The sequence below is a fragment of the Streptomyces shaanxiensis genome (genome assembly GCF_039537145.1).
GTDB classification, from domain to species: Bacteria; Actinomycetota; Actinomycetes; order Streptomycetales; family Streptomycetaceae; genus Streptomyces; species Streptomyces shaanxiensis.
The window spans coordinates 46,873-62,243 of the sequence record NZ_BAAAZY010000021.1; the positions used below are offsets into that span (position 1 = coordinate 46,873).

Consider the following 15,371-nt stretch of genomic DNA (forward strand, 5'->3'; position numbering starts at 1 on the left):
CTACGGCGGGAAGGGGACGTGCCGGGGGGTGTCCGCCCGCAGTGGCCGGCGTCAACACGCAGCACCTCCCGGCCTAAGTCCAGCCGCCGGTCCGAGGACGGACACCCCCCGGCACGGCCCCGACCCACAACCCACCCGCAGGCGCTACGCGCACCCCCACCGAGGCCGCACAGGCCGCCGCAGGCACCCCACATCGCACCCGCACCCAACCACCACCAGACCCATTGACCTTCCGCTACGCGCGAGTAAGTTGACCCCCCGGTAAGTCCACCTGGCACCGGGAGCCGACATGGGCGTACGCAAGGACCTGAAGCGGGCGAAGCAGCGCACCGACCTGATGGCGCGCACCAGAGTCGAAATCACGAAGGACGACCGCGGAGTGGTCCGCGAGGCCCGCACCCCACCCCTCGCCGCCCACCCCACCACCGGCACCACCGCCGACCTCCCCTACACCAACGCCGCCGAGGCGCCCGACGCCGTGGTCCTCCGCCGCAAGCGGGGCACCACCTGGCACCCCGTCACCACCACCGGCTTCGCCCGCGAAGTCACCGCCGTGGCCAAGGGATTGATCGCGGCAGGACTCGAACCCGGCGGCCGGGTCGCCGTGATGTCCCGTACCCGCTACGAGTGGACGGTCCTGGACTTCGCCATATGGGCCGCGGGCGGCCAGACCGTTCCCGTCTACGCCACCTCCTCCGCCGACCAGGTGGAGTGGATCGTCCGCGACTCGGGCGCCCACTACGTCATAACCGAGACGGAGGAGAACACCGAGACGGTGACGACAGCCACGGCCGGCCACCAACATCCCCCGCGCATATGGCAGTTGGACGCGCCGCAGAAGGCCGATGAGCTCACCGCCCTCACCGCTCTCGCCGCCCTCACCACCCTCGGCCGGCACCTCCCCGACGACGAAGTCACCAAGCGCCGCGCGGCCCTCACCCCCGACACCATCGCCACCGTCTGCTACACCTCCGGCACCACCGGCCAACCGAAGGGCTGCGTCCTCACCCACGGCAACCTCCACGCCGAGGCCGCCAACACGGTCCAACTGCTCCACCCGATCTTCAAGGAGGTCACCGGCCAGGACGCCTCCACCCTCCTCTTCCTCCCGCTCGCCCACATCCTCGGCCGCACCCTCCAGATCGCCTGCCTGATGGCCCGCATCGAGATCGGCCACTGCCCCAGCATCAAGCCCGACGAACTCCGCCCGGCCTTCAGGGAGTTCCGCCCGACCTTCCTCGTCGGTGTCCCCTACCTCTTCGAGAAGATCCACGACACCGGCCGCGCGACGGCGGAGAAGATCGGCCGCGGCGCCTCCTTCGACCGCGCCGACCGCATCGGCGTCCGCTTCGGCGAGGCGTATCTGAACAAGTTCCTGGACGAGGGCAAGGGCCCCGGACCCGGCCTCTACGCCGCCTGGGCCCTGTACGACCTGCTGGTCTACCGCCGTATCCGCAAGGAACTCGGCGGCCGCATGCGCTACGCCATCAGCGGCGGCTCCCCGCTGGACCGCAACCTCAACCTGTTCTTCTACGCCGCCGGAATCATCGTCTACGAGGGCTACGGCCTCACGGAGACGACGGCCGCCGCCACCATCGTCCCGCCCCTCAAACCCCGCCCGGGCACGGTCGGCCGGCCCGTCCCCGGCACCGCCGTCCGTATCGCCGAGGACGGCGAGGTGCTCATCAAGGGCGGCATCGTCTTCGGCTCGTACTGGAACAACCCGGCCGCCACGGAGGCCGTGCTCCAAGGCGACTGGTTCGCCACGGGCGACCTCGGCTCCCTCGACGAGGACGGCTACCTCACCATCACCGGCCGCAAGAAGGACATCCTCGTCACCTCCGGCGGCAAGAACGTCTCCCCGGCCGTGCTGGAGGACCGTCTGCGCAGCCGTTCGCCCATCGGCCAGTGCATGGTCGTAGGCGACAACCGCCCCTTCGTCGGCGCCCTGATCACGCTCGACCCCGAGGCGGTGGCCCACTGGCTCGCCGTACGCAAACTGCCCGCCGACACCCCGCCGGCCGAGGTGATCGGGGACCCCCGGATGCGCGCCGAGGTCCAGAAGGCCGTCGACTACGCCAACGAGGCTGTCTCCCGGGCTGAGTCGATCCGCGCGTTCATCCTGGTCGAGGGCGAGTTCAACGAGGACAACGGCATGCTGACGCCGTCCCTGAAGGTCAAGCGGCACGCGGTGGCGGCGGCGTACGCGGACGAGATCGAGGCGCTGTACGGCAAGTGAGGGAGGTGCGCGACGGGCGGACCGTTCGTGACTGACTGACCGTTCGCGGTCACTCTTGCGGGCGATCCATGCCGGGTCGCCGTACTCGATTGGTGTATTAAGCGCATATATGACCCTGTATCGCTGAGTGGGAGGGAGCTGCCCCGAAGGAGGACGCATGGACCCCGAACACCGCCGGTCCAGCCCCAGGTGCCACGCGCGCCTGAGGCGACTGGCGTTCGCCACCGCCGGAGTATTCGCGTCAGCGGCCCTGGTCCCGGGCCCGGCCGTCGCGGACGACGCCGCGTCCCGTCCCGACCCGCCGGACCGCGCCGCCATGGTGACGGACCCGGCACCGCATCCCGAACCCGCCGCGTCCCCGACCTCGTCCCCGACCGCGTCCCCCACGCCCCCGGGCGCCACGCACTCCCCGCCGGGAGCGGCCGCGCGCGGCCCCGCGTTCGGGGCGTACCTCCACTACGGGCCCGTCGGCCTGCAGCGCATGAAGCAGCTCAGCCGCTGGCTCGGCGGGCACGAACTGCGCGTGGGGCACACCTATCTGCCGGGGGACGTCTGGCACAACATCGAGGGCGCGCACGGCTTCCTCGACAGCTGGGCCAAGTGGCGGCGGGCCAAGGCCGACCGGCTGCTCGTGCTCAACGTGCCGATGATGGAACGCAACGAGGAGAACGTCCCCGACGACGACGTCAGGGAGCTGCTGCGGCGCGGCGCTTCCGGCGAGTTCGACGACCACTTCGAGGCGCTGGCCGAGCGGCTGGTCGACCTGGACGTGCCGGACACCGTCATCGTGCTCGGCTGGGAGATGAACGGCGTCACCTACACCCACCGCTGCGGCCCCGACCCGGAGAGCTGGAAGCAGTACTGGCAGCGCATCGTCACCGTCATGCGCTCGGTCCCCGGGCAGAAGTTCAGGTTCGACTTCGCCCCGAGCCGCGGCATGGACGCGATTCCCTGGCCGGAGTGCTACCCGGGCGACGAGTTCGTCGACATCCTCGGCATGGACGCCTACGACCAGCCGGGCGGGCTCAGCTTCGACGAGCAGGTGTCCGAGCCCTACGGCCTGCAGCACCACGTGGACTTCGCGCGCCGGCACCGCAAGCCGATCTCGTATCCGGAATGGGGACTGTTCCGCAACGGCGACAACATCACGTACATGCTGCGCATGCTCGCCTGGATGGACGAGCACAAGCCGCTGTACAACACCATCACCGACTACTGCCCGCACGGCGTCTGGCTGTGCTCCGACAACCCCCGGGCCGCCGCCCTGTACCGCGCGCTGTTGTCCCGCCCCCGTCTGCCGCAGCCGGAACCGGGGCCGTCCGTTCCCGCCCCGACCGACCCGACCGCCCCGACCGACCCGACCGCCCCGACCGGGCCGACGGTCCCAGCCGGGACCAAGCCGCAGCCGGCACCGAAGCCGACACCGGTGCCGGCCAGGCCGCCGACGCCGACGCCCAAGCCCTCCAAGCTGCCCCACTGCACACCGCTGGACCTGGAGAACCGGCTCGAGCACGAGATCGGCGGCAAGCTCACCGTCTGCCTCCAGTGGGCGGAGCGCTACCGGTGATCGGCGGGACCGGGGTCCCCGCGCAGGACCTTCTTGGCCCGGCGACGCGCGGCCGCCTCGCCGGCCGCGAGGGCCAGCAGCGGGAGGGTGCGGCGCCGGGCCAGCAGGAAACGCTGGTTGGTGACGGTCTCGGGGTGCCAGCGGTACTTGTACGGTTCGGCGCCGCGCAGCAGGCTCAGCACCCGCGGCCCGTCGCCGGACGTGGCGTGCTCGGTGGAGGCGTGCAGCAGCATCGCCGCCACGTCCACCTTGCGCTCCCGCAACCGCGGGTGGAAGCCGTACAGATACGTGCCCGCCATCTGTCCTGACAGCAGATTCAGATTGACGGCCACCACCGCGCCGTCGAGCAGGAACTCCGTCACCGCGGCCTGACCGGACCGGGCCATGGGGACCACCGACCGGACCAGGTGCTCCAGGAACCGAGGCCGCGCGTGCTCCGGCGACATGTGTCTGCCCTGCCACTGCAGCCGGTGCAGCTCGACGAGCCGGCGCAGGGCCGCCTCGGTCTCGTCGTGGCGTACGACACGCCACTCGACGCCGAGCCGAACGATCCGCTTCACCTTGTTGCGGACCCGCTGGGCGTGCCTCGACGACAGCCGTCCGACCAACTCGTCCACGGGCACGGCGGGCAACTCCAGGCACACGGAGTCACGCAGCCGGTGACGCGGGCCACGCCAGCAGAGGAAGACCCGCTCCATCGCACCACCCGGGCGCACCTCACCGAAGTCGACCAGGGCGTCGCGGGCCATGTCGGCCAGCGCGTCCGCCAGCGCCCAGGCGCCCTGCGTGGCCGCCCTGCCGTCGACGAGGACATCGCAGAAGTCGGTGATGGCACCGCCGATCGGCACCAGCGTCGGCAGCGGGCGGTGGGCGCGCATCAGCGGCGCCGCCGCCACCAGTTCACCGCCGCTGCGCACCAGGACCAGCCGCAGTCTGCCCGGCCCGCCGTACGACAGCCACCACGAGTGCAGCCAGGCATGGCTCTGGAACGGCGTCGCCGACGGGCACGCCCGGTGCAGGCGGTCCCACTCCCCGGCCAGGCCCGCGAAGGCGCGCTCGTCGGTGCACACCTCCACCGACAGCGCGCGGCCGGGCGCGGTCATCCAAGCGTCCCGTGGGCGTCCGCCGCGTTGGCCGGGCTGGGCACCGACGCCCGCGTCTGGTCGTCGTCGCCGTCGGTCCGCCGCGGCCGGGCCAGCAGCGCGAGGCCGCTCAGCAGGCCGCCGGCGCTCGCGCCCACGAGCGCGGTCAGCGCCGGGGACGCGGACGACGGCTCGCTGGGCTTCAGGGCACGGGCGAGGCGCTCGAGCCGGATACCGGTCGCGTCCTTGGTGTGGTTCGCCTGGGTGACCAGCGCGTAGGACACGGCGTTGGCGATGTCGACGGCCTGGCCCGGGCGCGACGCGGTCGCCGACACCGCGACCATCGGCGCGTCCGGCGAGGTCGCCACCTGCACGCTCTCGCGCAGCGTCGCGACCGGCACGCCCGCCCACACCTGCGCGTCCCCGAGCACCGCGAGCTGCGCGGCCACCCGGCCGTACGCCTGCGCGAAACCGAGCGCGTCGGCGTAGTCGGCGTCGGTCCGGCCGGTGGGCACGGCGACGACGGAACTCGTCGCCGTGTACTCCGGCGGCCTCAACTGGCCGTAGGCGCCTCCGGCCACGGCACCGAGCAGCGCGCCGACCGGCAGCCACCACCACGAGGGCCGTCCCTTCGCCCGAGCACGGCCGGACAGCGGGGTCCGCGGAGCGGGGTTGTCCGTCATGAGGAACTCACTTCCGAGGTCGAGCCGGACAGAGCGGCCGTGTACAGATCCATCAGTTGCCGGGCGCTGCTCGCGATGTCGTAGCGGTGCACGACGTCCGGGACGGTCCGCTCGCCCGGTCCCGCCGCCCGCAGCCGCAGCAGCTCGCGTGCGTACGCCCCGGCACCGCCCGTGATACGCCGGGCTCCGGGCACCGCGTCCGGCGGCAGGTCCTCCACCGCGGGGCAGCTCGCGTACAGCACGGGCAGTCCCGCGGCCAGCGCCTCCACGACGGCGAGCCCGAAGGACTCCTCCGGCGACGGCGAGGCGAGCACGTCCATCGCGGACAGCAGGGCGACCAGGTCGGGTGCCTTGTCGCCGGGTTCGGGCAGATACGGCCGCTCGCCGGTCAGCACCACCCGGTCCGCGACCCCGAGCATCTGGGCGGTGCGCCGCAGCACCGCCTCCTCGGGGCCGCCGCCGACCAGCAACAGCCATACGTTGATGGGCAGCAGGGCCAGCGCCTGCACGAGCAGGTCGAAGCGCTTGCCCGGGGTGAGGCGCCCCACACCGCCGACGACGAACGCGTTCTCCGGCAGCCCGTGGAACGCCCGGGCCTGCTTGCGGCGCGCCTCGTCGTACCGGAACCGGGGCGCGTCGATCCCGTTCGGGATGACCCGGATGCGCTGCCCGGGCACGCCCCAGGTCCGCAGCCGTTCGGCCACCGTCGGCGAGACGGCGACCGTGGCGAGGCCGAGGCGCTCGCCGGCCAGGTACAGCGCGCGCACGCCCGCGGTCAGCGGACGGCCCTCCAGCCGGGAGCCGCCGATCGAGTGCTCGGTGGCCACGACGGTCCTGACTCCGGCGAGCCGCGCGGCGATACGGCCGTACAGACAGGCCCGGTAGAGGTGGGTGTGGACGAGGTCGTAGCCGCCGGCGCGGATCAGCTCGGCCAGGCGGGGTACCGCGCGGAGGTCACGGTTGCCGCGCATCCCGAGGTGGGTGACGTTGACACCGTCGGCGGTCAGGCCGGCGGCGACCTGGCCGGGGTTGGTCAGCGCCACCACGTCGCACTCCGCGGTCAAGTGGCGGAGCAGCAGGCGCAGTTGCTGCTCCGCTCCGCCGGCGCCGAGGCCGGTGATGATGTGGAGGGCTTTCACACCGCCTCCAGGGCACGACCGTGGACCCGGGCCAGACGGCGCTTCAGCTCCAGCCGCACCGAGGTGTCCGCCCGCCCGATGTGGATGCGGGGCAGCGCGAAGTCGCCGCAGCCGGCCGGACCGGCGGCGATCGAGCAGGCGTAGCGGTAACCGGCCCGGCGCACGGCGTCGGCGGCACGCTCGTCGACGTAGCCGTACGGATAGCAGAAGCCCTCGACGTCGTCGTCGATGACGGCGGCGAGCCGGTGGCGGCTGTCGGTGACCTCGGTGTGCAGCACGTCGTCGGTGGCCTTGGTCAGATCGCGGTGGGTCAGGCCGTGTGAGGCGACCTCCATGCCCGCGACCACGGCACGGCGGATGCCGTCCACGTCGAGCAGCGGCTTGCGCGGGCCGATCGGCTCCCAGATGTTCTCGCCGCCGATCAGCCCGGGCAGCACGAACACGGTCGCCGTGAAACCCCGGCGGCGCAGCATGGGCAGGGCGGTGGTGACGAAGTCCGTGTACCCGTCGTCGAAGGTGAGCCCCACCAGGCCGCGCTCGGTGCCCCGGGCGCGCGCGGCGAGCAGCTCCCGGACGCTCACCCCGCGCAGGCCGCGGCCGGCCATCCAGGCGAGCTGTCGTTCGAGGCGGGCGGGTGTGACGGTGACGTTGTAGGGGTCGTCGGGGCAGTCCGAGACGGAGTGGTACATGGCCACCCAGGCGGCGGGGCCCCTTTTCGGGCGTCCCCCCACGGTTGGTTCGGGAACGGGTTCGGCCGTGCGCGGAACGGTGGATGTGTCAGCGACCATGGCGCAGCTTTCGTGTGACGGAGCGGTGGACGGAGCGGTGGACGGAGTGCGCGACGGGAGCCAGGAGGGACCGGGCGCCCGCCGCGTCGAGGACCAAGGCCAGGGGGAGGAACACGGCGGCCACGCAGATGCAGCCGGCGGCGACGGACGGCGCCGGCGAGGCGAAGAGCCCCGCACCGGCCAGCCCGGCCCCGGTGGCGCACACGGCCGCGCACACCGGTCGGGCCAGCGCGGCGACGACCCGGCGGACGCGTACGGGCACCGTGCGCGGACCCAGACCGTTCAGCAGGAGCAGTGCCGTGACGGTGATGCCGGCCGCGTTGGCGGCGGCGATGCCGCGGGCGCCCCAGGGCTGAACGGCCCAGGCGCTGAGGGCGACCGTGGTGAGCGCGCCCACGACCATCGCGCCCAGCGGGTACCAGGTGGTCCGGGCGGCCGAGAAGTACGACATGACGAGCGCCCCCACCAGCGTGTGCCCGAGCAGCCCGGCCGCGTAGACCCGCATGACGGCGGCGGTCGTCGCGGTGTCCTGCGCCGTGAACGCACCGCGCTGGAAAAGCAGTTGGACGATCTGCGGCGCGCATGCCACGACCACGGCGGCGCCGAACAGAACCAGGCAGGCCGTCAGCACCAGGTCCCGCTCGACCCGGTCCCTGGCCCGCCGCGTGTCACCCTCGGCGATGGCCCGCGCCACCACCGGGAAGGTCACGACACACACCATCAGCGCCAGCGACATCGGCAACTGGGCGACCTTCTGGGCGTAGTTGAGATGCGAGATCGCCCCGGCGGGCAGCCCGGACGCGAAGTACCGCTCGATGAGGACCTGCGACTGCCGGCACAGGGCGAAGAGCAGCACGGCACAGACGAGCCCGAGCGCCAGCCGCCGCCCGGTGGCCGGGAGTTGTGCCCCGGGCCCTGGGGGTCGGGGTCGGCTACCGCTTCCGTGGTGCGTCGTCGCGTTCGCGGGCGGGTGGGGTTGCCCGGTGGTCGGGAGTTGCGCCCCGGGCCCTGGGGGTCGGGGTCGGCCGCCGCTCCCGTCGTGCATCGCCGCGTTCGCGGACAGGCCGGGCTGCCCGGCGGCCAACGCTCCCGCCGGCGACCCTGGCAGCCTGCCACCGCCCCCGTCGTACACCCCCGCGCCCACGGACCGGCCGCGCCGCCCGGTGATCCGTCGCCACAGGGGCGGTGCCAGGAGGGTGGCCATGAGGAACCCGCCCAGAGCGACGCCGAGAGCCGCGGACCGTACGCCCCAGTGCTCGGTCAGCGCGAACATCGTGGTGATGATCGCGCTGTTGTACGCGATGTAGATCGCGCCCGGGGCGAGATAGCTGCCGTGGGCCCGCAGCGCCGCACCGCAGTAGCCGGCCAGCCCGAAACTCAGCACGCAGGTCGCGGTCAGCCGGGTGCAGGACACCGCCAGAGCCGGGTCGGGCAGGCCGGGCGCCAGGACGGAGACCAGCAGCGGCGCGCCGGCCGCGAGCACGGCGGCCGCGCCGGCGAGGGCGAGGCACAGCCGCGGCAGCGTGGCGGCGACCAGGGCGTGCACGGGGTCGGGGCCGCCGATCCCGCGCGCCCGCCGCGCCAGCGCCACACTGAACGCGGGCACGAGCACGAACGCCATCCCGTCCTCGATCAGCAGCGTCGACGCCATCTCGGGCACCGTCCAGGCCACCAGGAACGCGTCCGTGTCGGCACCGGCACCGAAGAGGTGCGCAAGCGTCTGATCCCGCCCGAGCCCGAGGAGCGCCCCGGCCATGGACAGCGCGGCGGAGAGCAAGGTCGCCCTCGCGAGGAAGCGCCTCGATGATGCGACGGCGGGCCGGCCGTCCATGTCGGCGCGTCGCCCGGCGGCGACCAGGTGGTGCGCGCCGGTCGCGTACCCGGGGCGGATGCCCTCGACCACGGGCCTGTCGCCCACGCCGCCCGGGTGCTGCTCCGGGGCGTCACCGGCGGCTGCCGACCAGGGCCTCACCGTGAGCCCGATTCCGCGGCCGCGGCCGTCACCTCGTCGGCGGCCGGGGCCGCCGTCGCCCCGCCCGCGGCCGGCGCCGTCGGTTCGTCGTCTGCCAGCGCCCACCAGGCGGCGAGCCCGAAGCAGACGGCCGTAAGGACGGTGGAGGGCCCGCCGATGTCGGCGAACAGGAAGTTCACGAGCTGCCACAGGAGCAGCCCGCAGGCCGCGAGCGCGCAGTCCCGGGCGCGTCCGCCTCGCCCGCCCCGCCCACACCGTCCGCCCCGCCGCAGCCGGCGCACCGCGCACACCAGCAGGGCCAGCCAGCCGCCCGCCACCGTGAGCAGCCCCAGCAGCCCCTGCTCGCTGAGGATCAGCAGGTACATGTTGTGCGGGGACAGCAGCGGTTGGCGCCGGAAGGCCTGGCCGGCGCCCGCCGTGTCGCTGCCCGACGACAGCGCGAGCGAGGCGTGCCCGTCCCGGTGTGCGGGGAAGGCCTTCAGCCCCACGCCCGTCACCGGATGCTCGCGCCACATGCCGGCCGCCGCCGCCCACAGGGTGTACCGGTCGACGACCGACTGGTCCGGCGCGTCGGCGACCTGGGTGATGCTGGTCAGCCGCTCCTGCACCGCCGCCGCGCCCACCCCGAACCCGCCGACCAGCACGACGCAGGCCGCGACCGCCGCCGCGAACACCTTCGCCGCCCGCCGCACCCCGGCCACCAACAGCTGCGCCCCGCAGACCACCGCCGTGGCGATCCAGGCACCCCGGCTGAAGGACAGCGCGAGCGGCACGAGCAGCGCCAGCGCACATCCGGCCGCCAACACCCGCTGCCGCCGCGCCCGCGCCCCGAGGGCGAGACCGGTCGCGGCCACCATCCCGTACGAGACGACGTTCGCCATCCCCATCACGTCGGACGGCCCGAACGTGCCCACCGCCCGGATGTCGGCCCCCTGATACAGGGCCCCGGTCCCGGTGAGGTTCTGGTGCACCCCGATCGCTCCCTGCCACACCGCGAGGCCGACCAGGGACCACAGCACCAGCCGGGCGCCCCTCCGGTCGCGCACCAGCAGCATCACCGCGACCGGGACGAGCACGAACAGCTGCAGATAGCGGGCCAGTCCGGTGATCGCGTCGCCGCCGGTCGCCGCCCCCGCAGCGGCCACCGCGATGCCCACCACGGGCAGAGCGCACACGACCGCCGCCGTCCGCGTCAGCGGCCGCCGCGCCCGCCGTGCGGTGTGCACGACGGCCCCCAGCACGACCAGTCCCGATGCGGCGTCCGCGAGTGTGACGTCGCTGTCCGGTGCGACCGGCAGCCCCAGCAGGACGACGACCGCCACCACCGGCAGTACGGACAGGACGGAGCGGACCCGGCGCAGCGCCGGCGGCGACAGCGCGAGCGGGGGAGGGGCGGCCGAGGGAGTGCTCACCGGTGCTCAGCTCCCCGTCGGCCGTACGAACTGTGCCGCCGTACGCAGCAGGATGCAGACGTCCTGCCACAGCGACCAGGTGTCGATGTAGGCGTTGTCGTAGCGGCACCGGTCCTCGATCGAGGTGTCGCCGCGCAGCCCGTGGATCTGGGCGAGGCCGGTGATCCCGGTCCGCATCCGGTGACGCGCCGGGTAGCCCGGGTGGGCCTGGCTGAACTTGGCGACGTAGTACGGCCGTTCCGGCCGGGGCCCGACCAGGCTCATGTCACCGCGCAAGACGTTCCACAGCTGCAGCAGCTCGTCCAGCGAGGTGCGGCGCAGGAAGTGGCAGAACCGGCTCATGTCCGGGTCGTTCGCCACGCTCCACCGGGTCGCCGCCTCGTGCGCGCCGGCGGGCCGGTGGGTGCGCAGCTTCAGCATCGTGAACGGCCGCCCGTCCTTCCCGATCCGCTCCTGCCGGAACACCACGCCCGGCCCGTCCATGACCCGCAGCGCGAGCGCGCACACCAGCAGCACCGGGGCGGCCAGGACCAGCAGCGAGCCCGAGAGCGCCACGTCGAGCACCCGCTTGCCCACGCTGCCGCGCCACCGTCCGCCCGCCGGGGCCAGCGGCCTGCGCGCGAAGCCGGCCAGCAGCCCCACCCGCGCACGGCGCCCCCCGAGGCCGTACGACGGTGTGTCCGTCTCCAACTCCCACAGCACACAGCCGTACGAGGCGAGCCCCCGCAGCACGGCGGCCTTCTCCACCCGGGTGGCGGCCCCCACGACGAGCACCGTCTCCACACCGTTCTGGATGAGCGCCCGGCGCGCGTCCTGCCCCGTGGTGAGCACCGGCAGCCCGGGCTCGTCGTCGGTGTCGCCGAGGACCTCCAGGCCGTCGGCGACGATCCCCACGGGGCGGACTCCGCAGTCCGGGTGGCGAAGCAGCGCACCCGCGACGCCCCGCGCCGCCGCGAGCGGACCGACCACCAGGGCGGGACAGGGCCGGCGCCGCAGCACCCGACGCCGGTACCCGTGCACCGCCGCCCGGCCCGCGCACGCCGTCCAGCAGTGCACGGCAACGGCGGCGGCCAGCACGGTCATCGGGAGCGACCGCAGCGGGGAGAGCACCACGACCGCCGCCCAGCCGACGGCGATCCGGGCGCAGACGGCCGGGATCTCGTCCAGGACGCCGGGGACGACGGAGGTGTCGTACAGCCAGGCCCGGCGGTTCAGGACCAGCACGCCGAGGGCCAGCAGGGCGAAGACCAGCGGGTACCTGTGCGGTGCGGGCACGACCAGGACGGCCGGCAGGGCGGCGGTGCCGTCGACGAGCCACAGCAACACCCGGGCTGCCCGCCGCGGACGACGGGCAGCCCGCCCGGGCGACGGCCGGCGTCCGGCGGCGATGCCGCCCGGGAAGGGAACGGAGAGAGCGCCTTCCGGCATCCGCTGCGGCCCCGCGGGCGAGGCGACGGTACTTTCCGCGGTCATGTAGTGATGCACTTCCTGCTCTAGTGGGGTACGACCGGCGCGGGAACGACGCCGAGCAACTCGCGATACAGGTCGGTGACCGCGTCCGTGGCCTGCCGCAGGTCGTGGGCGACGAACACATGCGCACGGCACTGTGCGCCCAGCGCCGCGCGCAGCGGCTCGTCCCGCAGCAGCGTCGTGAGCGCTCGGGCCAGCGCGCCGGGATCCTCCGGCGGCACCAGGCAGGACGGCTGACAGGAGGGCGGCAGGCTCTCGCGCGCTCCGTCGACGTCCGTGACGACGACCGGCCGGGCGCACGCCATGGCCTCCAGCGGGGCGAGCGCCATGCCCTCCCAGCGGGACGGCAGGACCACGACGTCGGCGGCCCGGTACCAGGGCGCGGCGTCGGACGCGGCGCCGGCGAACTCCACCGACGCGGGCGCCCCGCGGCGCAGCAGCTCCGCGTCCGGACCGTCGCCGACCAGCACCAGCCGGGCACCGGCCACCTGCCGCACCACCTCGGGCCAGGCCCGCAGCAGCACGTCCTGCCCCTTCTGGCGGCACAGCCGGCCCACGCACACGACGAGCGGACCCGTCCCCGACCGCGCGCTGTCCCCTTCCGGCCGGAACCTTCCGGTGTCGACACCGTTGGGGATCACCCGCCACGAGGCGGCGATGCCGCTTCGCTCCCCGGTACGCCGCTCGGCCTCGCTCACGCACACCACGCGCGACGCCCACCGCGCCCCGAACCGTTCCCAGCCCAGCGCGAGCCGCGCGACGACGCCGTCCGCGGCCTCGAACGACCAGGCGTGCGGCTGGAAGACGGTCGGCAGCCGGCCGCGCACCGCGAGCCGGGCCGCGAGCCCCGCCTTCGCGCTGTGCGCGTGCACCAGGTCCGGCCGTACGTCACCCACCAGCCGCGCCAACCGCCGTACCTCGCCCGGGAGTCGGGGCCCCGGCGCGCGGGTCGCGGCCCAGCGCAGCACCGTGCAGTCCGCCGCGCGCAGGGAGTCCGTCAGCGTGCCGCCCTCCGGACAGGCCACCGTCACCCGCAGCCCCGCGGCGACCTGCGCGGCCACCAGGTCTGTCACGACCCGCGCGACACCGGCCTCGACGGGCTGCGCGACATGCAGGACGTGCGGCGCGGAAATACGCATGACCGAGGCCGCCCTTCCGAAGAAAAGAGTCCGAACCAGCAACACGATGTGTGGCTCGCGTTCCCGATGTAAGATCCCGCGCCTGTTCGGCAGGCTCTGCGGGGCAACCGGCCTTGTAAGTTCATGGGATGAGCGGCACCAGACACTTATCCATATTTAACGGTCAGGCCGCCGACCGTGTCGGAACGGCGTCGCTTTCCGAGTTGTTTCCCGTGTGATGCCACCCATTCGGAGCCGCCGTGCGGTGTGGTTCCGGACGGCCACCCGATCGGCCGGGGGCCGTCCGATCCTCACGGGTCTTTTCGTATGAGTTCCTGGAAGTTGTCCGCGGCAGAGTTTCCAGACCGGCCCCCTCTCGTTAGCCCAGGAGAACCGAGACCGACTCACTCACGGCGTCTGCGGAATCAAATCCCCTTCGCCGAACGCGAGTTACAGAAGTCGAGTCCCCAGGAAAGGAACATGATGAAGAACCTGAAGGCTGCCGCGGTCGTCGCTGGCTCCCTCGCCGTTGCCGGTGTCGCCGGGCCCGCCGCCGCGGTGGACATGCCGGCCACCGGCCTCGTCGACAACGGGAAGTCGGTCGCCCGTAGCCTCCCCTCGGCCGCCAAGGTGCCGACGGGCTACGTGGGCAACAACGTCAGGCGCACGACGGACGGTGTCAAGCAGGGCGTGAACAAGTCGGGCGTGGTGAAGACCCCTATCATCGGCGGCACGCTGCCGAACCCCGCCGGCGGTCAGCTGCTCGGTGGACTGCCGATCAACAAGTAGGCGATCCAAGCAGGCGACTCGTTCCTCGACTTCGTCGCCCATCGGCTCGATGTTCAGGGTCGGCTCCGCACTTCGCGGAGTCGGCCCTTCGGCGTTCTCGGGGCGGCGGGAGTGCAATTGCCCTGGTGGTTCGCCGCATTGGGCCAAATGAATGAGGCAGGGTGACCATAGGTGTTTCGGAGTCGTTGGTCCAGGTGAATCGGCGCTCATTCCTCCTTGTCGGCGCTCTCCGTGGGCCCCGTCCGCACTCCCATGCGGACGGGGCTCATGCTTTGCCGCGGAAATCCCCGCACACAAAGGCCGATGGCGGCCCGCCGGGTTTCCGGCGGACCGCCATCGGGCGAAGGACTGCTCAGAACAGGAGGCCGCCGAAGTACGAGCCGGGCTGCTGCTGGTTCACCGTGCCCGTGTTGCAGGAGGCGTAGTGCGAGTTCGTCGCGACGACGCCGCCGAGGACGGATCCGTTGGACCACGGCGCGGCGCAGCGGGCGTCGAGGACGGCCCCGTTGACCACGGCGATCCCCTGCTGCGGTTCGTTCACGACGACCGGGGCCGACGAGAAGCCGCTGCCACCCTTGACGGTGGTGGTGTCACTGTCGGCGGCGGCGGTGCCGCCGGCCGCCAGGACGATGCCTGCGGCGAGGGCGGAAATGGCCGTAACCTTGTTACGCATGAGCTGAGCCTTTCCGGGCTGCGTTTGGGGTTGACCTGCTCCGAATTGCTCGGACCAGGAGTCAGAAGAGGAGGCCGCCCTTGTAGTGGCCGGTCTGGGTCTGGTCGACCGTGCCCGTGTTGCAGGAGGCGTAGTGCGAGTTCGTCGCGACGACGCCGCCGAGGACGGATCCGTTGGACCACGGAGCGAGGCAGCGACCGTCGACCAGGGTGCCGTTGGCGATGAGAATGCCTTGCTGGGGCTCGTTGACGACGACCGGGGCTGACGAGAAATCCTTGCCACCGTGGACGGTGGTGATGTCGCCGTCGGCGGCGGCGGTACCACCGGTCGCCAGAACGATGCCCGCGGCAAGCGCGGAAACGGCCGTAACCTTGTTACGCATGAGCTGCCCCTTTCCGGGCTGCGTCGGGAGATTTACCTGCTGCGAATTGCTCGGACC

General features: G+C 73.1%; 13 protein-coding genes. 3 read left to right on the top strand and 10 right to left on the bottom strand.

The features are described 5' to 3' along the window. The first annotated feature begins 289 nt into the window (after positions 1-289). Positions 290-2,239: an AMP-dependent synthetase/ligase gene (locus ABD932_RS32370; protein ID WP_345018189.1), complete on the top strand. Its 1,950-nt coding sequence runs from the start codon at positions 290-292 to the stop codon at positions 2,237-2,239. Between the two features lie 157 nt (positions 2,240-2,396). Then, the gene (locus ABD932_RS32375) at positions 2,397-3,806 is read left to right on the top strand and encodes a glycosyl hydrolase (protein WP_345018191.1); all 1,410 of its coding nucleotides are present in this window, start codon (positions 2,397-2,399) and stop codon (positions 3,804-3,806) included. Here the strand turns inward: ABD932_RS32375 and ABD932_RS32380 are convergent. From ABD932_RS32380 to ABD932_RS32415, 8 genes are all read right to left on the bottom strand, one after another. Next, positions 3,797-4,909, bottom strand: coding sequence for a GNAT family N-acetyltransferase (locus ABD932_RS32380; RefSeq protein WP_345018193.1), 1,113 nt, complete (start codon positions 4,907-4,909; stop codon positions 3,797-3,799). The two genes, ABD932_RS32375 and ABD932_RS32380, sit on opposite strands and share 10 nt — an antisense overlap. Beyond that, positions 4,906-5,571 carry a YveK family protein gene (locus tag ABD932_RS32385; protein WP_345018195.1) on the bottom strand — a complete coding sequence of 222 codons (666 nt, stop codon included), beginning with the start codon at positions 5,569-5,571 and terminating at the stop codon, positions 4,906-4,908. The genes ABD932_RS32380 and ABD932_RS32385 overlap by 4 nt, the downstream gene beginning before the upstream one ends. Further along, positions 5,568-6,710, bottom strand: coding sequence for a glycosyltransferase (locus ABD932_RS32390; protein WP_250093207.1), 1,143 nt, complete (start codon positions 6,708-6,710; stop codon positions 5,568-5,570). Before ABD932_RS32390 ends, ABD932_RS32385 begins: the two co-directional genes overlap by 4 nt. Next, positions 6,707-7,498 (bottom strand): polysaccharide deacetylase family protein, encoded by a 792-nt coding sequence (locus tag ABD932_RS32395; protein ID WP_425587545.1) that lies wholly within the window; start codon positions 7,496-7,498, stop codon positions 6,707-6,709. The genes ABD932_RS32390 and ABD932_RS32395 overlap by 4 nt, the downstream gene beginning before the upstream one ends. Then, the gene (locus ABD932_RS32400) at positions 7,488-9,329 is read right to left on the bottom strand and encodes a lipid II flippase MurJ (RefSeq protein WP_345018353.1); all 1,842 of its coding nucleotides are present in this window, start codon (positions 9,327-9,329) and stop codon (positions 7,488-7,490) included. The genes ABD932_RS32395 and ABD932_RS32400 overlap by 11 nt, the downstream gene beginning before the upstream one ends. A gap of 137 nt (positions 9,330-9,466) precedes the next feature. Continuing rightward, positions 9,467-10,882 carry an O-antigen ligase family protein gene (locus tag ABD932_RS32405; protein WP_345018196.1) on the bottom strand — a complete coding sequence of 472 codons (1,416 nt, stop codon included), beginning with the start codon at positions 10,880-10,882 and terminating at the stop codon, positions 9,467-9,469. A 6-nt stretch (positions 10,883-10,888) separates the two neighbouring features. Further along, complete coding sequence (locus ABD932_RS32410) at positions 10,889-12,355, bottom strand: exopolysaccharide biosynthesis polyprenyl glycosylphosphotransferase (RefSeq protein ID WP_345018198.1); 1,467 nt, start codon at positions 12,353-12,355, stop codon at positions 10,889-10,891. 20 nt (positions 12,356-12,375) lie between these two features. Further along, positions 12,376-13,491: a glycosyltransferase gene (locus ABD932_RS32415; protein WP_345018200.1), complete on the bottom strand. Its 1,116-nt coding sequence runs from the start codon at positions 13,489-13,491 to the stop codon at positions 12,376-12,378. A gap of 462 nt (positions 13,492-13,953) precedes the next feature. Between ABD932_RS32415 and ABD932_RS32420 the strand changes: the two genes are divergently transcribed. Next, positions 13,954-14,259, top strand: coding sequence for a hypothetical protein (locus ABD932_RS32420; protein ID WP_345018354.1), 306 nt, complete (start codon positions 13,954-13,956; stop codon positions 14,257-14,259). Between the two features lie 352 nt (positions 14,260-14,611). Here the strand turns inward: ABD932_RS32420 and ABD932_RS32425 are convergent, their stop codons facing one another. Together ABD932_RS32425 and ABD932_RS32430 are read right to left on the bottom strand one after the other, a co-directional pair. Beyond that, positions 14,612-14,932 carry a hypothetical protein gene (locus ABD932_RS32425; RefSeq protein ID WP_345018202.1) on the bottom strand — a complete coding sequence of 107 codons (321 nt, stop codon included), beginning with the start codon at positions 14,930-14,932 and terminating at the stop codon, positions 14,612-14,614. A gap of 61 nt (positions 14,933-14,993) precedes the next feature. Beyond that, a complete protein-coding gene (locus ABD932_RS32430; RefSeq protein WP_345018204.1) occupies positions 14,994-15,314 on the bottom strand; it encodes a hypothetical protein in 321 nt (106 codons plus the stop codon). Positions 15,315-15,371: the final 57 nt, after the last annotated feature.